Raw genomic sequence first — 21,366 nt, 5'->3', positions numbered from 1 at the left:
GTATCCGGCCGACCTGATGTGTGGAGAGCCGGCACCGAAGACACCGGTTGTCAAGCAACGTGAACTTTTTTAAGCTGAACATTGTCGTTAAAGTGATGAAACGAGCAGGTTCACGCACTGCAACCCGCGAAGCGGCCAGCCGCCGCCTTGAGGCTCACCGTTTAGCGAAGTTCATCCTGAGGTGCCGACGTCTATAGCCGCGTGGTGCAATTTGTTCCTCGATAGCTTGCCACGTCTACCTCTCGCAGAGGATTGCCTAAAGTCAACAACGGAGCGCACGCCATGTTGGACTTGGCGACAGTTATACCCTATAGTCAGCGCAAAACAGAGTTCGCTAGTTGTGAATCCATTTCATGCAAGTTTTGCGAACGTACTTATTATTGGCCCGACCGAACAGTTGGAAGGCGGAGGTACGCCGTCGCGACACTTCGAAGTCAACTTGTCTGTCCTCATGAACTCGAAAACTACTACCGCTAGCGCTCCGACCACCGACACTGACTTGGTGCGAGCGAGCAGAGATGGCGACCAGTTCCACTACCACTGGGCCGCCCGCCACTGCCTCTCTCTTCTGCCTGGCGTTAGTGACTTGGTTGCCATTTCCATTGAAGGTGCATCGGCCATCGAGGGGCCTGGCTCGGTCAACGAAGGTGATGAACTTATCGATGTGGGGTTCTACTTTGGCAGCGAGAGGTTTAAGGAGGCACGCCTCGTTCGCTATGTGCAGTTGAAGCACTCAACGAAGCGTGCGCATGAACCTTGGACTGCTAGCGGGCTGAGCAACACGCTTAAGGGCTTTTCAGAACGGTTTGCGAAGCTGCGTGAGACGTTCACGTGGGATGAACTCAAGGACACCTTGTGCTTCACCTTCACGACCAACCGTCCCATCGATGAGAAAGTGATTGAATCGCTCGAGGACCTCGCAGCGGGCAATACTGCGCGACACCCTTCAGTCGTGACGACGCTGCTGGGGTATATAAGAGGGCCAGATAGTGAGACGGCAAAATTTTTCGAGCTCTTCTCAGTTGAAGCGGGCGAGCCCGACCTCTGGAATCAGCGTAATCTACTATTCAAAGACGTAAGAACATATCTGGCCGAGACTGACTCGGACGCGCCGCTTCAGCTCAAGGAGTTGGTGACTAAGAAAGCTACAACTGAGCAAACTTTGAACCCATCTATCCGTCGCCTGGATGTACTTCGTGCGCTCGGGACTGATGAAGCGGACCTTTGGCCAGCAAAGTGTTTGATTGCAGGCCCTGCTGATGGCGCACTTCCGCGGGAGCAAGAGCGAGAGATTCGCGCGATTCTGGAGTCCGCAACTCACCCTGTCGTCCTGCATGCAGAAGGTGGCGTCGGGAAGTCAATCCTTGTGTGGCAGCTTTCCAGGTCGGTCCCCGAAGGTTCCGTCGCGGTGCTTTACGATTGCTTTGGCGATGGGCTTTATAGAAGCGCACAACACTACCGACACCGAGAAAAGGACGCGCTTCCTCAAATAGCAAACGAGCTTGCCGCTCAGGGATTGTGTCATCCGTTGATTCCAGTTCGCGGAACGGATAGCAAGCAGTACATGCGCGCATTTGTGGCAAGACTGGCTCAGGCTGTCAGTTTGCTTCGGGCCAAAACTCCCCTTGCCAATCTCTTTTTGATTGTCGATGCTGCGGACAACGCAGTTATGGCAGCTAGAGAGTTTGATGATGCGGCCTTCGTGCCCGACCTCATTCGCACGGCGATGCCGGATGGCGTGAAGCTTGTGTTCAGCTGCCGGACCCATCGGCGTAACTATTTGCAAGCACCTCCTGACGCGATTCACGTTGAACTTCGCCCGTTCAGCCGTGAGGAGACAGCTAGACACCTAAAGATATACTATCCAGACGCGACTGATAGCGATGTAGCCGATTTTGGTTTCTTAAGCAGTTCCAACCCGCGAGTTCAGGCGGTGGCACTGAGCCGTAAGCTGTCATTAGAGGACATGTTGAAGGCGTTAGGGCCTTCACCCTCGACAGTTGAGCGGGCTATCGCCGACCTGCTGGCGCAAGCGGTCGAGAAGCTAAAGTTTCGAGAAAGCCATGTCGAAGCTGAGCAAATTGAACTAATCTGCCAAGGCCTAGCCGTGCTACGGCCACTGGTTCCAATTTCAGTTCTTGCTGAGATTTCAGGCACCACTGAAAGCGCAGTAAGAAGCTTCGCCTATGACTTGGGGCGACCGTTGCTGGTGAAAGGTGGAAGCCTTCACTTCCTAGATGAGCCATCGGAGACTTGGTTCCGCCAGAAATTCCAACCTGATAAGGAAAAGCTGGCGACGTTCTTGCATCGCTTGAAGCCCCTAGCAGCCACTAGCTCCTATGTAGCATCGACGATTCCCCAACTGCTGCTAGCAGCGGGGAAAATGGATGAGCTGGTCGAATTGGCCCTCTCTTCTGAAGGCCTGCCCACAGCGAACCCGCTCGAACGTCGTGATGTAGAGGTGCAGCGCTTGACCTTTGCGCTGAAGGCTTGCCTACAAGAGAAACGCTACGCTTCAGCAGCAAAACTAGCACTCAAGGTAGCCGGTGAACTCGCCGGGGTCGCGCGCCAGAATAGCCTCATGCAGGGAAATACAGACATCGCGTCTGCGCTTCTTTCTTTAGACCGTATCGACGAGTTGGTTTCTCGGCGCGCATTCCGAGGAACTTGGACAGGCGCTCATCACGCCTATGAAGCGTGCTTGCTGGCGGGGCGTGTGGAATTCCTTTCTGAAGCACGAAGCCGCTTGAGGATGGCGATTGATTGGTTATATTCGTGGGCAGGCATGCCCCAGGAAGAGCGTGAAAAATCGAACGAGCATGTCGACACCAGCGACATGGCCGAACTGGCGATGGCCAAGTTACTATCGGAAGGAGCGGAAGATGCTGCCAAATTTCTCAAGGGGTGGAGTCCAAGACGGCTGTCGATGACTGCGGGCGGCATCCTGGCACGTCGCCTTGTAGACCTTGGACGATACGATTTGCTTGACCAGATGGCGGAACACGGTGCGCGTGATATCTGGCTAATGCTGGGATTGGCCGTCGAAGCGTGCAAGGGTGGTCACACTCTTCCGGTCAAGCCGGTGGAGTCGCTCATGAGTGCGCTGGCGAGCCGCCGAATTCAACTTCATGACCCGGATAGGTCGAATTCCAACTGGAGCGTGATTAACGGTGTCACATCCGCTGTTTTACAAGCACTACGGGCGCTGCCTCGTGATGACGTGGAATGGGCGAAGGTCATACGTCGCTACCTGCCAGAACATCCGCCCATAGCGTTGACGGCGCGTCACGGTTCGGATAGGCCAGTGATACTGAGGGCGTATTGCCTAGAGGCCGCTTTATTGGGCAGGCAACTCGTGCTTATTGATTTAGCACCAAAAGAAATCCGTGAAGAACTGGAGAAAAAGCCGAACCATCACAGCAGAAGCTCCGAAGCCGAAGCGTTTGAAAGGTCTACAGGAGGTGTCTTGGCTTGGTTCCGCCTGACGGCGGAGATTGCGTGTGGGAAGGTTCCGCCCGCGTTCAATGTGACCATCCAAGAGGCGCTCAATGCGACGAAAGCTGCTAGGTCTAAAGATTACTACAATGTCTTCAACTTAGAGCAAATCGCGGCACTGGAATGGATACGAGCGATACGTGATGCGTCGGTATCGGACACCACATCCCTGGACGCATTTCTGAACTGGTTTAAAGATAAGACAGACGCTTTCGGGACCACCGCCATGACGGCTATCTGTCGCTTGGCAGCCCGCAAAAAGGCCCTAGAGAGTATTGCGCTCGAAGTGTCTGTCCGGGTCTATGAAGCTATAGAAAATAACCGTGAGCACGCTGAAACCAGAGTCGAGTCCTACCAAACTCTTGCGCGCGCCATTTTCCCGACCAGTAAAGCGGAGGCCCGTTCCTATTTCGAGCGGGCGGTAGAGATTTCAAGCCGCATCGGGGAGGAGAACTCGGACCGCTGGGGGGCGCTGCTTTGCCTCGCCGAGGCAAGCGGAAAGAACAGCTCAGCTCGACCAGAGTCCGCCTACAGGCTGGCACGAGGCGCAGAGCTAGCGTACGATTATGTCGAAAGAGACAAGCATTTCGACTGGTACCACACCATTGATGGGTTACTGAGCTTATGTCCGGCCTCCACGATAGCAACTCTGAGCCGTTGGCGAGACCGGAAGGTAGGCTATGCAGACAAACTTTTGAAAATCGCAGTTGACCGCTCAGTGGCGCGTGGCTTGCTGCCGCCCATTGCACCGATTGCGCTATGCCCAATTGGCGACGAGTGGGCACGGGCAGAGGACCTGGCGAAAGCTCTTGAACACGAGTCTGCCAAGGATGTTCAGCGTAAAATTATCGATGTTGGCTATCGCTATCTTAGGTTCAGTTCGCCGTCCGAGAGCGACCTTGAGCGAGTTTCAACGTTGGCACGCGCTTGTGACTTCGAGGCTTCCGACCTTGATAGGCTTCTCGCGGCAGCGAGAGAACCCACGACTGATAGCGGGAATTCCGTAGGGCAGTACGTGCCGCAAACGTCGGAGAAGCGCAACGCCCCCGATTGGAGTGCTCTTTTCGAGGGAGTTGACCTATCAAGCTCCGCGGAACTTCTTAGCGCCTACTTGCTACTGAAAACCTTCGACGCGCCTTACCAGATTTATGAGTTCTACACAGAGGCACTGCAGCGATGTGGCTTGGGCGGCGCCGCCGAGTTCTGTCTAGCCGTCGCGCAGTGGCCGGAATTTGGGAACTATGAATTAAGGCATCTCTTAGATGTGCTCCGGAAGCAAAGTACTAAGCCGGTCGCTTTGCGCAAGGCGATGGCAGACGTAGCGCTAGCCGTATGTAAAAGAAGCCCAGAGTGGGCTAAGAGGCGGAGGTGGGGCAGCTCGTTCCCTTACCGGCAGCTCATCAGCGAAGGCATTGTGACCGATGACCAGATTGTTGAAGCTACGCTTGAAGGATTTCTTTTCAATGTCACGACGCTTGACTCAGGAGAGCTCTTTCAGATGCTGGAATCGCTGTCTCACCTTTTGACGAGCGATGAGGCCGACGATGCGCTGCACTTCGGACTGTCACTTCACGAGCTGGACATACGTCCCGAAGATGGAGACGGTCCTTGGAACGATGCCATGAAGCCGGACGGTAGCTGCGAGGGGGCAGTAGCTGGTTATCTCTGGGCCGCTTTAGGCTCACCAAGTACTTCTGTGCGCTGGCAGGCTGCACACGCCGTGCGGGCGACCATCGAGCTTGGTTGGGGCCCGGTACTGACTGCGCTCGCGAAAGTAGCAGCCGCCAGTGGGCCGGGCGCTTTCGTTGATAAGCGGTTTGTCTTTTACGAATGGCATTCTCGGCTGTGGCTCAACATGGCGCTAGCTCGGTGTGCGGCTGAGCACCGTGACATGGTGCTTTTCTTTGGCGATTATCTCCTATCGTCAGCCAAGGAAGAGCACGTGCTGCTGCGCCATTTCGCAGCCGCCGCCTTGCGCGAACTACCTGAAATCTTGGGTGACGGAAGCACGTTGGGCGACCCTGAGAAAATCAACGCAAGTGAATTACCGCTCGTTGAGGATTCTTCCTATCGAGAGCCAGAGACAGAGCCCGAGGCATCGGGCGACGAGACTGACGCGGCATCGGATGAGTATCACTTTGGGATGGACATTGGCCCATATTGGCTTACTCCTCTGGGCCGAGTCTTCGGTATCTCGCCAAATGGAATTGCCCGCCGCGCCGCCCAAGCCATACGCGAACGTATGGGGGGCCTACCCACTAGGCACAACCGCGACGCGCGCTATAAGCATGGCGTGTTTACACACGAGCAGACTAGCCACTCACATGGAACCATGCCTCGCGTTGAAGACCTTGCGGCGTACAGTGCATATCACGCAATGATGATAGTGGCCGCGAGGCTGCTTAAAACCCACCCGGTCGGCCAGGCGACCTACAGTATCGAGAATGAATTTGATGAATGGATTGAGAATCGGATTCTTACGCGCAACGACGGCAAGTGGGCGGCGGATAGACGCGACCCGCAACTTACCATGGCTCCCCCAGCGCCGGAGAGATACCGTGACAAAGAATGGCGCTGGCAGATAACCACTGACCATCTCGACAGTCTTATGGAGACCGACGAGGGGTTGCAGGTTGTAGCCGGGGACTGGACAAGCGGCATAAGTGAGTCCGTGGAGACCGTTTTCGTGAACAGTGCATTGGTGCCAAAGCGCTCTGCGGCAGCATTTCTCTGCGCAGCGCAAACCACATCGGACCCCCAAGGCTACTTCTTCCACTTTGAGGAAGACCAATTGGTGCTGGGCGAAAACGAGGCCATGAGGTCTACTGACGAAGCTCCTGAACCAGCATCGGAGATGTACCAAAACGGTCAATTCAGACTGCGTCGGTGGAAGTCTGACCGAGGCGAATCCTCGGGCGTTGACAAATACGACCCCTGGGGTGAGCGCGTACGTGTTCCCGGCGAAGAGCCGACCGCAGCCACCATCTCAACGATGGGCTTGCGTTCCGTCGACGATGGGCGTCGATGGGTGACCGAGAGCGGTGCGCTCATGCGAAGTGAGACATGGACCCAGTCGAGCGGTTACGGTCGCGAACAGGAAACAATTCCGGGTACCCGCTTGAGCGCTGACAGAGCTTTTTTGAAGGAGCTCCTCGCCGCCAATCCAGGGTACTCCCTTGTCGTTGGTCTCAGGCTGCATCGACGCGTTCCGCGTTATGGTTCAGATAACGATGACCTTAGTTCATACGTGCCCCCTTACAACCGCTACTACCTAATTGAAGAAGATGGAATCATTAAAACGCTCAAGAGCAGTAATTGAACTCGGCAAGCGGCTTATCGCACAGCTGAAGCTTGGAGACGACGAGCTTACTCAGTGGATGGCGCACGTGCTAGCTGAACGCATTCACAACGTCGAGACTGTCCCTCCTGAGGAGAGAATCGCGGCACAGAACTCCTGTGCGGAATTGGTCTTTCAGCTGTGGGCGCAGAAATACAGCCTACCCGCTCGCCTTCGTCCCTTTAAGAAGTTGGAGCCACTCCTGCGGACGCTTGACAAGCTTGATGCCAGCAACGGGCCGCGATTTCGCTTTATGCACGAGCCTCCCACAGACGTTGAAGTCGAAGAGGGTGTCGCGAAGATGCTCGACTTAGCCGTGACACTCGACGATACGGCGCGGATTTTGGTGCAGTACATCTTGGCCATGGCGGCTGAGCAAGCCTCAGAAGAATTAAAGCCTTGGATAAAGAGCGCCACCGATGCGGATTTGGATGTGACGCTCGAAGCCCGCATTGTCAACTTCGTTGACAGTGGCCTCGACTGTTTCTCGGACGACGCGAAATTTTCCGGCGAAACATTGACAAAAAAGATAAAGGCGCTGGAGATGTTTGCATCTCTAGCCGCTTCCCATGCAGCAGACTTGAGAGCAAAGCACAATTTGCGGGTCGATGAAGTGAACGACGCCGAATCTAATGATGAATGACGGAACCGCTGGCACTGTGGCGCGACGGGCGGACGAAAACAGCTTTGCAAGTGTCAGTCATCGTTAGCTTGGCCATACATAAACGACGGAAACTGGCCTTAAGTCCCCGTTTGCACTGGCACCCTGAGGAGCCGCTCTGTGCCATTTGCCGTCGTCCGCCGGTTCCCCCTAAACGGGCGCTTATAGCTACCGCTGCCCCACCAAAAATATCGGAACTTACTTGATTTCTTCGTAGAACAACGCATCCAGCATCGCGGCTCTGTTATTCCACGCCTTGGCTTCCTTCTCGTTGCTAGGCATGGCCGAGTTCCACCATGGCGACCCTTGAAGCCTCTTCACAACTTCAGTCCAGTACCTCTCATAATCCAGCTTATCCGCTCGCTTCATGCCGACATCTTTTGCCAGCTTCTTAAGGTTGGCCCCGTCCACGCACAAGAAGGTATCTGGCCGTTTCATGGATAGTAAGCGGGTGGCGGTCCCGAGACCGTCTCTTCCATTGGGGAAGGCTTTGAGGTATTCGGTGATAAAAGTGTCGTACTCAACCTTGGTTACAGCCCCTTTAGAGGGGATGGAATCTAGTGCGACGGAGAAGGCTGGCTCGCTCGCGTTCATCCGCTTGTAGAACTTGCCAGCTCCGACCATGCTGCCGAACCACTCGGAATTCATGATAACCTTGCTTCGCAGGCCCGCGATTCCAAGCCGTTCTTGGAACGGGATGTCATTGAAGTGCTGGTAGCTTGCGAATTCCCGGGCCACGGTGTCCAGCAAAGCAATGCGTTCATCAAAGCCATGCGTCTTGTCTTCCTGAATCCGTGTGTAGAAGGTCTTCCAGTCCATGGACATCACGGGTGAGTCGATTTCGGGCTTGGTGGCGGTCATCCCTCCGAAGGTGCCGTCAAGCTTCTCTCTATCTTGAGTTTTGAGCTCCCACATCCTGCGGTAGGCATCGGCATCCTCTGGGCTTATGGTCCTGGCATCGGACGCGTAGCCCTTGATGACATCTAGGACCTCACTCAGCAGTTCTGGCGGGCCGTCTGCATGAGTAATGAGGATGGACAGCTCACTGTTATTAGTGATGGCTCCAGCGGTGAGGTTGGCGCTCCCTATGAGCACTTCCCATTTAGTATCATCCCAGAATGCAAATACTTTTGGGTGAAAGACTCCATGAGGCTGCAACACAAACTTGACGGTGGTGGAGTTAATGAACTCGTTTAGCACGTCAGGGTCGGTCTGGTAAAAGTGCGTGCCGATGACCGCACCACGGATGCTCGTCTTGGCTTCCGTGAGGGAGGTGAAGACGTCGGTCCCCGCTGATGCCCATGCGGTGCCAAAGCTGATGTTCTGATACTTCTTGATGAGCCGAATCAAGTTGGACCTGAGCGCCGTATTGGTTGAAATGAGCTTCATAGAATCTTTCTTCGTTTGAATTACAACGATTTCAATAGACACTGCTGATTCTCTTACAGATATCCGCTTCTATTGGACGGCTCCACTCACGAGATGGCGAACCCCATACGATTCAGCACCCACCCCAAAGAGCTGCGCAAGGTACGCCAATAGTACCGCGTGTTTGACGTTGTCAATGGCGTCCATTTCACGGACAGGCACCAAAGTCACCTCCGGGTCAGTGGCGCCGGCTCGAACAAAAAATCCGAGGGCTTCGCCATTCAGCCATACGGTAAACTAAGGCACCACAGATGTCGGTCCTGCGGAATATTCGCGCGTGATTGAAAGCACCACCGGCTAGGCAAAAAGCGTAGATGATGCGGATTGTGGGCGGCTATCATTTTGAAATCACACAAGGCAAAATAGACTTCTCACTGCTAATTGTTAAGCAAATACTGATACTATACGAATCATACTAAAATCGACCGAAATTTTAATGACGACGCAACGAAGTATAGAATCAATACTATGCTACCCGTAGCTTCAATAGGAAATTTTAATAACATGAACTATACTTCAATACCAGGATATGAATTTGCCACTATCCGAGATGCTAACAAAGTACAGCCACAAAAACAGCTCGACGTATATCATGGCACGGCGTATGTTACTAGCGAGCAGTGTCAACGTGAGGATGGACTACCTTTCAAGGGCATGGACATAGACTTGGTGCGTCATGTCGAGCCTCCCCCTTCAGCTGAATCTAATTCAGCATTTATCGGAACTGTTTCTTTTCCTTCATATCCTGGTACTAATGCAGGTGCGGCGTACTGGGCCAATGAAGGAGGATGGGTATATCATATTGTTGACTGGCCTGGATATGATATTAACTTATTATTGAATATGCAAATCCCAGATGGGAGAGGTGGGTTTAGGGGGCCTTTAATGTCTGGGGAACAGGAAATCGCACTGCCTGCACGAATTCCATTGGCACATATTAGCAAGATAGGATTAGTTAATAAAAAACGAGGCGGACTAGCTGTGGATTTTATTTGGAGAGCATATGAATAAGCCAAATGTTTATCAGACTACGACTATTGGCAAGAGTCCAACTAGAAATGATATGTCCAGTCGCTGGACCGCTGAAAATACATCATTGGTAAAAAATGCCATAATTGAAAAAATAGATTTGCCACGAATATTCGAACCTATTCAGGTTGAATTTCTTGGGAAGGAAATTACGCTGGAGGATTTGCGTGGAATAAACCTGCACGGAACAGATGTGGGTGAATATGATTTAGCATTCTGCGCTTTGGACTTTTCAATTCTAGATAATTGCAATTTCACTGGTACATCTTTGCAGTATTCGCGGCTCTTCAAAGCATCACTCAAAAATTCAATATTTTCTAAAGTTCAAGCATCGCCAATAGATGGTCGCTATGCAGATTTCTCTGATGCTAGGCTTACGGATTGTTATATATCCAATTCTGATTTGACTAATGCCCACTTTCAAGGCGTAAATATTGAAAGATGTGACCTATCCTCATCCGAAATGCCTGCAATTGTTACGGCTGTCAAGAGAGAGAGGGAAAAAGCAAAATTACGATTTGGGAATTTGATGGCCGAAGGACTTTATAAGATTAATCGCGCGGTGAATGATTTGCGCGAAGATTTTAATTTAATCGGAGTAGGTGGGAATCAGGCTCAGTATGGCCGACTTCATGTTGGCACAGTGCTTTCTTTGGCGGCGGGTAATAGGAAAGCCGTTGCAAGAGTCCGGGTTTTCGCAAAGAAAAAAACAATGTCGAATGGAAAAATAATTTCGCGACCGATGACATTTTTGGTTGACGCCGGCTCAACACGACTTTATGTTGGGCAGACAGTTGAAATAATTAATAAGAAAGAAGATGGCCGCGCCGAAAAGCAATCAAAAGGACGCTCCAGGAGAAATTCAAAAATTGGAGCGGTTAATCAATCTAAAACAGGCAGTAAATGGTTAATCAGCAAAGTTGGATAATATTCAGACTAAGTATTAATTTTAATGCTGAGTAAATTTACCTATATGCACGTGCGCTGGTCTACTGAAATGACCACCGGCGAACCATTTTCCGTCGCCGGCCCCTAACGGGAATGGGTCGAGGAGGATGGGAAGAGAACATTTTCGTTCATCCCGCTGACCATTGACGCCGACGACCATCCCTTCATGAGTCGCTTCCATCGACCAAGCGAGGCGAAACGTTCGTTAGTCATTGTCCCGCCCAGCGATTACGACGAGTGACTTGATTGCAAAGACCCAGAACGCGCTAGGACATATCTTCAGCCGTATCCGGCCGACCTAATGTGTGGAGAGCCGGCAACGAAGACACCTGTTGTCAAGCAACGTGAACTTTTTTAAGCTGAACGTTCTCTCTAAAAGTCGTGGAACGAGCAGCTTCAAGCGCTATATCACGGCGCAGCAATCATTGAGGTCGTTGCCTGCGGTTTACTAGGCAACCAGGTTGGCCATGGCAACGGTCGTACCGCGACTACCGGCGTCGGCGCGATAACAGGCGCGATGTTCGATGGGCGAATGTCGCCAAACCAAACATACTACACCCCGAAAATGCAATGCTGCAGCACCGCAATCGACAGTGTTCAACTACAGGTCTATTGCGAACCAGTCAAGGCGTGGGTACCGACAAACGGCCGTACATTAATTGTTCAACTTGGCAGTGTCAAAATCAGCTCGTTCAGCACAGAGGTACTCTTTGCGCCAAAGAATATCCGTCCAAGCCAAACAGTCCTTGGTATCAGGATGACGCGGCTCGTCAAATGGGCGTCCCTCTTCCCTGCGTTTGCATTCCAGCGACGCTAGAATTCGGCGAGCAGCTATAGCCGCAACCCCATCACCTTTAGCACGATGGTATAGCTGCTGCCGGAGCGGATTACATGCCTTTGGGTAGACTTCGAATTGGTTACCTCCCAAGGAAGTCTTCTGCGAAAAGAATCTCTCGAGTATCCTATATGCTGGCATGCTTTCGTCACCCGCGCGCCCCGCGTCTAAAGCTTCGAGGGCAATGTCGAGTCGCGTATCATCTAATCCATCTATTTTGAAAAGAACTTCCCCTAGAAGTGCGTCGGCAAGTGGCGAAACACTCGTTCGACATGACTCAATTAGCAGAGACAAATTTTTGGGATTACCTTCCAATGCCAAAACCACAGCTGGGACAATTTGCCTCAGCGGCCAATCATTTTGACACCACGAAAACAACGTTCCCTGGGCGACCAATTGAGCGAACTCGCTGAAATGTTTCTTGGTGAGGCACGCGCCTAGGGCAAATACAAGGTCTGCTGCGGGACTTGCCTTGGCAGGTAGTTCTGCGCCGATAGCTAGTAGCAATGTCCACGCATGTTCGGTTTTCATACCACCTAGAGTTCGCAGGACCTCAGACGGGTGCGCGAACCGCTGCCATTGGCCGAGCAAATGACTAGGCGGGAGATTCAAAAGTGTTGGCGGTTTCACAAGCAACATCAACTGACATAACTGCGCAAGCGTATGCTTAGTAGATTCCTCAATCCAATCACTACCGCTCTCACGTAGAAAGAGAGCTTCAAGCTGCTTGACAACTTTATCGTCTGAAATGACCCATCCTTGACGGGCCAGTCCCCTCAATGCGCCAACAAAACTATACAGTCCAACCAGGCCACTACTAAGAGCGTGCGTAACTGCCGCAAGGATTTCAGTACTAGGAAGGGTTGCAGCGACTTCAACCAAGCGACCGATTCGACCCTCGGCCCGTTTCGAGTTCCATTTGGGGTCAGTTTCCTTGTCAAAAAGTTGTCGGTCGACGTCGCTGCTCAAGATGCCGGCTATTGCTTTGGCCGCCTCGTCGGTCGAACCTTGATAAAGCGTCGTTGGCTGTTGAAATACTAGCCCCGCGATGCGTCGCCGATTTCCCTCTTGAATATCCGCGTTCATAGTACTGAACATTGCGTTATTCGTACTTGCCCACGGAAGACTTGCAAGATGAGTTATTACATGCGGCAGAAGGTCTAATGCGTTTTGATGCGACAACAACTGCAGCACACCTGGTAGCGCCTCAATTCCCCAATTAGCAAGAGACGACGTGACATAACCGCCTAGCGATGGATTTGCTGGGCGCTGCGTATGGGGGCGTTTTTCCCATTCGGCAAGTAACTCTTCATATTTGGTCCAGGCGTCAAGCTGGCGGCGAAGAGCCTTAAGAAGTAGTGGACTGAAGTGTACAGGGTTCACATGACTTGCAATACGAGCCAGCATAACGAACAGATGGTCCTGGAGATTTCCGGATGGTTCCACTTTTTTGCTGAAAAGGTCGAAGAATTCCTCGAACTGCTGAGAAGTCATCGACCATGGGGTGCCCCCTGTTGCTGCTTCTTCTCGCGGGGAAATGCGGCTTAAAAGCAACTCCGCCAACTCTACGGCTTGCTCATACGCGGCTTCAACACCAAGGTCCATGATAATACTTAGCAATTCATGCCCAGGTGCGTGAGCTAGTAAGTATCTGATTTGGCGTCCCCGTTCGCGCTCGGTATCGGATAGACTTTTGCCACTGCCATCACGATAACGTAACCAGGCCGTTACGCTTCGCTCGGTTTGGTGCTTACTCGAAAGTGCTCCCATAGTTTTTGCGTTAAGGCGCCGTCCGTCTCCAAGTTGCAGTGCATCCCATGCTTTTTCAAAAGCCGCCGTACGTACTTCTGGGGTATCGTCCATTAGAACCTCGCCGACCCAGTCGGGCGCCCCTTGAGGCACCCCGACTAGTTCGAAGGCAAGTGCCCTTAGGCGGACTGGCGCATGTGCTCTGGCTAGGAGTATCAGGGATTCCCAATTTCCGCTTTTCTCTTCCTTAAGCTGGGTAAGTACAACATCGGCTGCTGATGGTCCAACTTCGTCCGGGAAGATAAATGCGAGGCGTAAGCGAGATTCATCTGGAATGTCACTTGCTGCAATTACTTGCAACTGTTCGCGCACTTGGCTGCCATCGAAACCTTCTTGGAGTGCATAGCTAATATAGCGCACTAAATCTTGGTCTATCTGCACTATGAGGGGAGCGCCGAGCCATGCTTCGATGGCGCTTGTCGATGCCGGGAAGCCCCAGAATAATGCTGAAATGGCCGCTACACGGACACTCAAGTCCATATCATTAAAAGCTGTACAAACAAGATAATCGTAGTTATCGGGATTGCGGGTAATCTCGTGCATGAACTCAGAGCGTCGGATAGCGGGCCAAGCCTTAATACGTGCATCCATTTCCGGCCCGAGCTGACTCAATGAAACTGTCGAGCCGTTCAATCGATGCGAATGCAGTCGAATTTGCTGGTCAGCACTCTCGAAAAGGGCCCATAAATTATCTGCAAAAGCAGAGAAGCGTGATGCAATTTGACAGGCGATGGCAAGCTCCCGCACCTCATGAATAGTTGACCGGCTCAACTCGGTAACGCTTGCCACAAGTAGAGAGTAAAGCGCAGCATCGTCGTCCTCGTCGAATGCACATAGCCCCGCCAAATCGCAGGCGTAGGCCAAGTCGACCGTTGCGGCAGCCTTTACCAGCCTTGCACGTCCGACTGCCGAACCACCTGAAGCTTTGAGCTTGCCGGCAACAAGTTCGAGTGAGTCTGCCCATGCGGGCTCGTTGACGGAAGTATGAAGGAGCCCCATCAAGTTGTCCGGCGTACTTTCGATGCGCAGAAGGCGGGCAGCGGCAAAGTATTCTTGGAATCGATGATGAGCAAATCGAACTAAACCATCCTGGACATGCAAAAGGTGATGGTTGGCAAGTACGAGCAGAACGCTTGCAGGTTGCGGAACCGTTCCGAGAAGGCGTTTTTCCACCAAGCGACCAGCGGCGACGCTAAATGCGACTAGTGCTTCCTCTCGCGAAATGTCAGTCGACCTGTGTGCATTGAGATTGCAAGCAAGCTCCTCAAGATAATACGCTTGCATGCCGAAAACCGGACCGTCTGCAAGTACGAGACTGTGAGGTTCGCTCGCTTCGAACGACATCACTGCAGCCCCGAGCAGGTCGTACACATTGGACGAAGCTTTGGCGCCAGCTTTGACTTGGGCAATCAGACCGCGAAGAATCAAAGGGCTCCTTGCTGCATTACGCAACCGAGTGTCCTTGGCTAGGGCTTGAAGAAGCCCGTGTGCCGCCTCCTCGTCCATCTCGGAACGAATCACGGAAGACTGGCTCTGCCATGTGAGCCCGCGTACAACAATTCGTCGTGGCGATGGCAAGCTTGTCGCATCATGCTCAGTTCGAGACGCCATTGTTATTACTAAAGCAGGAGCCGTTGCTATCAGCTCGTTTAATCTATCCCTGCAGTACGCCTTCCGGTCCGCAGGGATTTCGTTCCACCCATTAATCATCAATACCAAGAAGCCAGCAGTTGCGAGCTTTGCTAGGTCGCCGGATGTCACACCGTGAGCCTGTGCCGATGAAGTACTTGCCAAGTAATCAAGGATACCTACTCCTGAGCGCGCCCACACTGCGGCATCAACGTACAAAGGGGAACGCCGCCCCAATTCCTGCGTGCACAACGATGCTAGGTCAAGTAGCAACGTTGTCTTGCCAATGCCGCCGTCGCCAAACAAGACCAAACTATGCCCGTCGTCAATGCCCTTCACAAGTTCGCAGATAGTAATTGGACGGAAATCCTTTTCGCCCTTTCCCTCATAAACATCAAGCGTGAGCGGCGCGACAAATGACGGCATCTTCCAACTTGCCTTACCGGCGGTGACCAAATCAGCAGACATGCGCCATAGGTGCTTCAGGTCCAATTCGCTTGGGAAATGACTGAGCTCTGGATGCCGTAGTACGTGGGAATGTGCGGAATTTCGTAGAGCAAGCGCATTATTGAGAGATTGCTTGGCTTTGTCGGTGGCTGATAGCTGTCCGTAGACATATGACACCACCAAATTAATCGGGCCCGTCGCGAGCTTTCTGGTTTCGCCCGTTGCACGCTCATATCGCGAAGCAAGTAGGTCTTCCGCTCGGCTCGCGTGCGCGCCGTCACCACCTGCTTTGGCAATCATGACTTCAACAAAAAGTTCGACGGCGCCCTCAGTCAGTAGCCAATCGCCAAAGGCATCGTTGCGTTGCGCTTCTGGTAGCCCGGAGCTCGTGGCAAGCTTACGTAATTCTGCTTTGACAATGTTTTCGAGGCTACCTTCGCTGGCCAAGTCGTCACCTTGAAATGCCCGCGTGCCAGCGCGTTTCTTAGAGAGCCAACCTCTAGCTCCCGACCAGGCGTATGAGAAAACGCTAACGCTTAATCTTTTTGCAACCATGAACATGTAGTCAGTCATCAATTGCGCCTGTCTTTCAATGGGGGGCAAGCCGTAGCGATGTGTGGCGAATTCTATCATTCCGTCGAGGTCGAAGGCCCTCAAGCCCCGGCAGACTTGACGATGCACTAATTATGACCGAAAGCACTCGAATTTGGCTCGACGTAATCTAATTCGGCGCTTCGGACGAAAGCTAAAATCTAGGTCTCGTTGATTGCATTGCGCTGATACCAGCATACCTCTCATATTTTTTCTCATCCGTCGCCACTTCCCTTGATGTATCGCACTGCATCCGATGAGGACAAGTCATTGGCTTAGTGGGGGGAAACTGAAGACCGTCGGTGTGCAAGAGCGACATGGTGCTACGGAGGCCTTGAGCGTCGCCTGTGCATTCATTTATCGGGGAACTGGATGTACTTTGCCGGGACGCGCTGAATTAGCCAAACGCCGTTCTCAGCACATCTGAATTGATAGCCGTCGTGGAGCAATGGGTATGTCTCGACAATGAGTACAACAGTGGTACCCCGTCGCGCACCGACCTCGTCTGCAGTTTGTTTCGTCGCAGACAGGTGTACGTCTCGTCGCGTTCCAGGCAGCAGACCCTGCCGGCGAATCGATGCGATAAACTTTTGCACCGTACCGTGAAATAGCACCGGAGGCGGGGTTTTGACCGGAAGCTTCAGGTCAACGTCGACAGAGTGCCCTTGTGCCGCGCGGATACGCGTCCGGTCCTCACTCAACGAAAATCGCTGCTTATCGTTTTCGACCACTATTTGCATCAGCTCGTTATGAGTGAGCGCGACGTCGGCACCCGCTGATTTCAAGAGCAACTCAGCTACGTCAACCCATCCACGTTTATCGATTTCAAGGCCGATTGCGTCCGGCCGGTGCCGAAGCCAGCGTGATAGCAACTTGCTCTTCTGTTCCAAAGTTGTCATTTTATTTCTCGCTTTCAATTCATAAACGCAGCCTGCATTTTTCGGAATTCACTTGGCGTTGCTGTTGTTTCCGCCCGACGAACAGTCGTCTATGCGGCGGGTGGTATCAGCTCAGCCGACCGTACACAACGAACTGAGGCACACAGACATGACACTCGAACTGCTGTGGTAGGAATATAGGGCCGCGCTACCGGACGGTTAGATAACGTTGTCACGGCGCGCTCGAGCTTGTAGGAGTATCTCCTCGACTCTGGCATCTTCTTCAAGTGCGCGGAGGACCTCGGCCTCTGTGACGTTGGGCAGTGCAAAAAGACGGTCTACCGTCGAAGTTGACCGCGCGACGTTTGTTACCGCATCAAGGGGAACTCCGGCGCAAAGGGCCTCGAGCATTATCGCCAGCTTTGCGGCGACGCCGGGCTCAATGAGCGCCAGGTATGGGTTGGTTGGGGCAACCAACTGATGCAGGCGCTCTTCCGGCCACCCGCCGTGGTCGTCGTCGAGCGATAACCAATTCGTGAGCCCCCGTTCCTCCGCGTCGATAGATATGGAGCCAAACCGAGTTGGCGCTGGCAACGTCGCAGCACCAATAACGCGCTCTTGAAGCGCCGGTGATAAGCGCTTTAACGCGTTTTCATACCCGAATGCACGTACCCAAGATGTCGCCAATACAATCCGTAAATCAGGGTGTGGGTACAAAAGGAGCTCGAGCAGCGAAACGTACCGAAAAAGAGGTTCATCGGTTGGCCTGCCACGCACATACACCCTCGGGTGCAGAGGTTCTTCAGGCGTAACGCGGACATCTGCCGGATGCAAGATGCCGTCAAAATCGAGATAGAGTACAGGGTTCATGAGCGCCAAAGTTTTGGGCATTGATGACACAGTAAGGACGCTCTGGCGTCCAGGCTGCACGCAGATGTAGGGAGGATTTGCAGTCAAAAGCTGGCCTAAACCTCTATCGGTTACTACGTCCGTTGTGCTAGGAGAATTGCTCTAGCGCGCTCCAATTGGATTCCCGTAAACCCAACCCATTCATCGCAGAACACGGTGTGCGGCTCGAGGACCGAGTCGACCAGAGTGCGGCCACTCGATAAATCGTCGAGGATGACGTACGCGAACGGTCTCGGGGCGCCGTTTGCCCTCAACCAAGCCACGATATCTGTAACACGAAATGAACCCACCTCGATTGCGCTCCGCCAGCGTGAATGTAAAGAAGCAGCGACGAAACCTAGCCCCCCCCTCGAACGAGAACGTCCTGAATCTCGTCGCGTGACATATAGGTCGACCATGATGAACTGATTACGTAACTGGGTTCAAACTCGTGGTGCAGCCGCGCTAGGTTAGCCCTCAGTTCTTGATGAAATACGTTTGCCCAAAGTTCTGTGGCCAGATACGGTTTGCCGGACCTGAGCGCTGCCACGACCACTCCTGACGTGTAGTCAGGGTGGATAGCAATGACATCGTCAAAATCGAGAAATACCAATGGCTTCACGGTCTTCCTTTGATTTGTTTCTAATTGCGCGTCGGCTACAAAGGCGCTTCCAAATATCCCAGCGCTTGGAGTGCAGCCGCACCACGTCGGACCCTGTTACTTCATTCCAGTGCTATTGTTAGTTGCGGCCTGCGCCTTGAGTTCAGCAATGCGCTGCGCTACCGCGCTGCAATCGGCCGCGAACATTTTGCCTTGAGCATCAACCTGGTAGAAGGGATAGCGGCGGGTGAAATACAGCGACGCATTGCTACGGCACGCAGTATCCATGACGAAGTCCATAACTAAGTAGCGACTCACATACTCGTTTAGACGAGGGGCGACTTTAGTGCCGGCAACAGTCCCCGCTACGTTTTGTGCCTCAGGCGTTTTCGCGTCCCGTAGTGCCTTCAGGGTCATTGTCGCGCTGGGGTTAAACGTGCCGTTCGCCCATGTCCCGACACTGATGGGCATGCCCGTACCATCCACATTGGCCAACGCGTAGCTGCCCTGAGCCGCGGCGCCGACAGCCTTGACCACCGCTTGGGCGGGCAGGTCCAGCATCACGCCGAGGTACTCCAGCCCATTCAACAGTTCTTGCCCTTGCAATGATTGGGCACCGTAATATGTCGTGTCGCTCTTGACGGCGCCTTTCAACACATTCAGGTAGACCGACTTGTCTTGCAGGAAAACGACGTTTGCAACGTCTAGTTCGAGCAGGCGCTGCATGCCCTCTACAAATGCGTTGGCCAACGTCGCGCCGCTCCGAGCGCTCGATGTCATCGCGTTAGCCGCGATATCGGTCAGCGGACTAATTTTGAAGTTGTTGTACTCAGTTGTCACGAACGGTGTTATCAGCTCCAGCGAACCACCTGGCTGAATAGTGTTGTCTGCAGCGCGGGCTACTGTTCCGCCAACCGCTACAAGACGCACCGGACCCAGTGGTGCGGCGGTTGCTGCAATGACGAACTGGCCGTTGACATCGGCAGTGGCAGTGGCACCCAATACAACACCGGAGCTGCCATCCGCCTGCACGCTATAGGCGGTCACGGCGGCACCTACATATGCGGTGCCTCGAATAGTCTGGGTAGCAACGCCTGGCGCAGCGGCGCCGGTCAAAATATTGGTTATGGTCGTTGGCGTCGCCGTTACTGGCGGCGTCACCGTAACCGGTGGCGTGGACGAGCCCGCATTGCTATTGGAACTTCCTCCGCCGCATCCACTAATGATAAGCATGGCGGCGGTTGCTGAAATTTTTTGTAGAGTTTTCATTTTTCTCAAGGATGAACAAGCGTAGGGCCACGCGGGCAGGTATAAATTTTTGTATTTGGGTTCACAGGTGAAAGCCTGAGTCGAATGGGGTGACTGCTGCGCACACAGGGCTAGCATCCATCCGGTTTCCAGTCCCATTTACCACTGATGGGGTCGTGGCAATACTGGGCTTGGAACCGCTGCGTGCAGCCATTTTCAAACGTACGTACGCAGTCGCCGCTACTGCACTGGTAGGTAGAGAGAACTGTTCGCCCAGGTGGCGGACCGCACTGCGGCTTCGGCTCCCGTTTCGCCTCATTGCGCTGGCTATATCCAGCCTCGTCCCACCAACTAATGATGTCCGTGGTCTGACAATTCCCCATTTTTTGTTGCTCGCATTGGCGAAATGCCCGGTCCACGGCATCTTGTTGCGTATCGAGGCCTGTGCTGAGATTACAGCCTGCCGCGCCGCATACTATCGCTCCGCCCCCGAACCCTTTTTGCCTATGCATTACGGCGCACGTTGCGACCTTTTTAGTGAGGCCGAGTTGTTTTGCTGCGGTTCTACATCCTTTTACAGCGGCCAAGTCAGCTGCCTTTTGAGTTTTGTAACCCCACGCCGCGTAAAGCGTACCGTGTGGTGTCCCGTCGACCTGCGCAATGGCGGTGTAGGCATGACTGACCGGCGGCATGAGGGTGGCAACTAGTAGCAGCAGATGCCGCCAGGCTCGCTTAACGAACGTGTAATTAGAGTGAACTTCGTCATGCAGTGTCATAGCTTTAACCTCAGTTTAGGTGCCCGCTTTCGAAATTCCTTTACTGCTAGTAGCACTCGTTCAAGCACATGTTCGAGCTCTACGGCGCCACCATGCTGCGTCGCAGCCGCTAATATTTTCAACGGTGTCTGGTTGTCCAAATCCGTATGTTCGGTTGTGAAGAAACGAAATTTACGAATTCCATCAATTCCAAGCAGCGCTTCTGAGACAACGGTAAGAGAAGCCCAGTCGTAGTGCGATTCAGCGAAAAAAGCAGGGTAATAGTCCTCGCCAAAGACACCCTCAACCCAGTGCGGCATCGTGAAGATTTTTCGTTCACGTACCAACTGGAGTAAGTGACCTTCAGCGGTGCCGGTCCGAAGGCACAGCTCAGTTGCGGTGATTAAGGTTCCATCGTCGATTAACTCACGTCCAGTTCTCGCCATGGCCCGGTCGAGACGGAATTCCGTGGCGTATGCCTGGGTTCGAGCACTTTCAACGCAATCTGGCTGAGCGGATATCCAATTCAAGTACTCGGTAACGCGCACCAAATCTGACTGTGCCAAGCCCTTGGTGGCTTCCCTGAACGCTTTCGCCACGGCCTTGCTATTGGCATCGCTTCGGTCTGGCGGCAGAAGCCCACTGCGGAATGCGGCCACCGCAGCTGAAAAAATACAGTAGGAAGAAAGGAATTGAGCTGAAGTCATTTCGTAATTAAAAGTCGCGAAGGTCAAAGCATCATGTGGATGCGTTCTGCTAGTAAACGAGTAGGAGTAAGCCTGCCTTA

10 protein-coding genes are annotated in these 21,366 nt (G+C 53.2%); 4 read left to right on the top strand and 6 right to left on the bottom strand.

What is annotated here, in order from left to right:
* Positions 1 to 211 precede the first annotated feature (211 nt).
* Together avs3a and avs3b are read left to right on the top strand one after the other, a co-directional pair.
* Complete coding sequence (avs3a, locus tag AC3IQ7_RS19120) at positions 212 to 6,814, top strand: AVAST type 3 anti-phage nuclease/ATPase Avs3a (RefSeq protein WP_489207041.1); 6,603 nt, start codon at positions 212 to 214, stop codon at positions 6,812 to 6,814.
* Positions 6,780 to 7,475: an AVAST type 3 anti-phage protein Avs3b gene (gene avs3b / locus AC3IQ7_RS19115; protein ID WP_489207040.1), complete on the top strand. Its 696-nt coding sequence runs from the start codon at positions 6,780 to 6,782 to the stop codon at positions 7,473 to 7,475. The genes avs3a and avs3b overlap by 35 nt, the downstream gene beginning before the upstream one ends.
* Before the next feature lie 216 nt (positions 7,476 to 7,691).
* Here avs3b and AC3IQ7_RS19110 read toward each other — a convergent pair whose 3' ends face one another.
* Positions 7,692 to 8,924 (bottom strand): phospholipase D family protein, encoded by a 1,233-nt coding sequence (locus AC3IQ7_RS19110; protein ID WP_489207039.1) that lies wholly within the window; start codon positions 8,922 to 8,924, stop codon positions 7,692 to 7,694.
* Between the two features lie 501 nt (positions 8,925 to 9,425).
* On the opposite strand from AC3IQ7_RS19110, the gene AC3IQ7_RS19105 reads away from it, so the two are divergent.
* Both AC3IQ7_RS19105 and AC3IQ7_RS19100 read left to right on the top strand, forming a co-directional pair.
* Positions 9,426 to 9,932 (top strand): hypothetical protein, encoded by a 507-nt coding sequence (locus AC3IQ7_RS19105; protein ID WP_489207038.1) that lies wholly within the window; start codon positions 9,426 to 9,428, stop codon positions 9,930 to 9,932.
* On the top strand, positions 9,925 to 10,878 hold the full coding sequence (locus tag AC3IQ7_RS19100; RefSeq protein WP_489207037.1) for a pentapeptide repeat-containing protein: 954 nt from the start codon (positions 9,925 to 9,927) through the stop codon (positions 10,876 to 10,878). The genes AC3IQ7_RS19105 and AC3IQ7_RS19100 overlap by 8 nt, the downstream gene beginning before the upstream one ends.
* A gap of 675 nt (positions 10,879 to 11,553) precedes the next feature.
* Here AC3IQ7_RS19100 and AC3IQ7_RS19095 read toward each other — a convergent pair.
* The 5 genes from AC3IQ7_RS19095 to AC3IQ7_RS19075 all read right to left on the bottom strand — a co-directional run bounded on the left by AC3IQ7_RS19095 (position 11,554) and on the right by AC3IQ7_RS19075 (position 21,313).
* Complete coding sequence (locus tag AC3IQ7_RS19095) at positions 11,554 to 16,191, bottom strand: NACHT domain-containing protein (protein ID WP_489207036.1); 4,638 nt, start codon at positions 16,189 to 16,191, stop codon at positions 11,554 to 11,556.
* 371 nt (positions 16,192 to 16,562) lie between these two features.
* A complete protein-coding gene (locus tag AC3IQ7_RS19090) occupies positions 16,563 to 17,108 on the bottom strand; it encodes an RNA 2'-phosphotransferase (protein ID WP_489207035.1) in 546 nt (181 codons plus the stop codon).
* Positions 17,109 to 17,306: 198 nt separating this feature from the next.
* The gene (locus tag AC3IQ7_RS19085; protein ID WP_489207034.1) at positions 17,307 to 17,957 is read right to left on the bottom strand and encodes an HAD domain-containing protein; all 651 of its coding nucleotides are present in this window, start codon (positions 17,955 to 17,957) and stop codon (positions 17,307 to 17,309) included.
* A gap of 736 nt (positions 17,958 to 18,693) precedes the next feature.
* Positions 18,694 to 19,845: a hypothetical protein gene (locus AC3IQ7_RS19080; protein ID WP_489207033.1), complete on the bottom strand. Its 1,152-nt coding sequence runs from the start codon at positions 19,843 to 19,845 to the stop codon at positions 18,694 to 18,696.
* Positions 19,846 to 20,596: 751 nt separating this feature from the next.
* Complete coding sequence (locus AC3IQ7_RS19075) at positions 20,597 to 21,313, bottom strand: hypothetical protein (RefSeq protein WP_489207032.1); 717 nt, start codon at positions 21,311 to 21,313, stop codon at positions 20,597 to 20,599.
* Positions 21,314 to 21,366 lie beyond the last annotated feature (53 nt).

This window comes from Janthinobacterium sp. GL_088 (assembly GCF_057837845.1).
The sequence above is the reverse complement of the archived record's forward strand: the minus strand, read 5'-3'. Positions and strand labels throughout refer to the sequence as shown.

Coding starts and splice junctions, on each gene's coding strand:
- AC3IQ7_RS19080 (WP_489207033.1), bottom strand. CDS start 19,845: ATGAAAACTCTACAAAAAATTTCAGCAACCGCCGCCATGCTTATCATT.
- AC3IQ7_RS19085 (WP_489207034.1), bottom strand. CDS start 17,957: ATGAACCCTGTACTCTATCTCGATTTTGACGGCATCTTGCATCCGGCA.
- AC3IQ7_RS19090 (WP_489207035.1), bottom strand. CDS start 17,108: ATGACAACTTTGGAACAGAAGAGCAAGTTGCTATCACGCTGGCTTCGG.
- AC3IQ7_RS19100 (WP_489207037.1), top strand. CDS start 9,925: ATGAATAAGCCAAATGTTTATCAGACTACGACTATTGGCAAGAGTCCA.
- AC3IQ7_RS19095 (WP_489207036.1), bottom strand. CDS start 16,191: ATGACTGACTACATGTTCATGGTTGCAAAAAGATTAAGCGTTAGCGTT.
- avs3b (WP_489207040.1), top strand. CDS start 6,780: ATGGAATCATTAAAACGCTCAAGAGCAGTAATTGAACTCGGCAAGCGG.
- AC3IQ7_RS19105 (WP_489207038.1), top strand. CDS start 9,426: ATGAACTATACTTCAATACCAGGATATGAATTTGCCACTATCCGAGAT.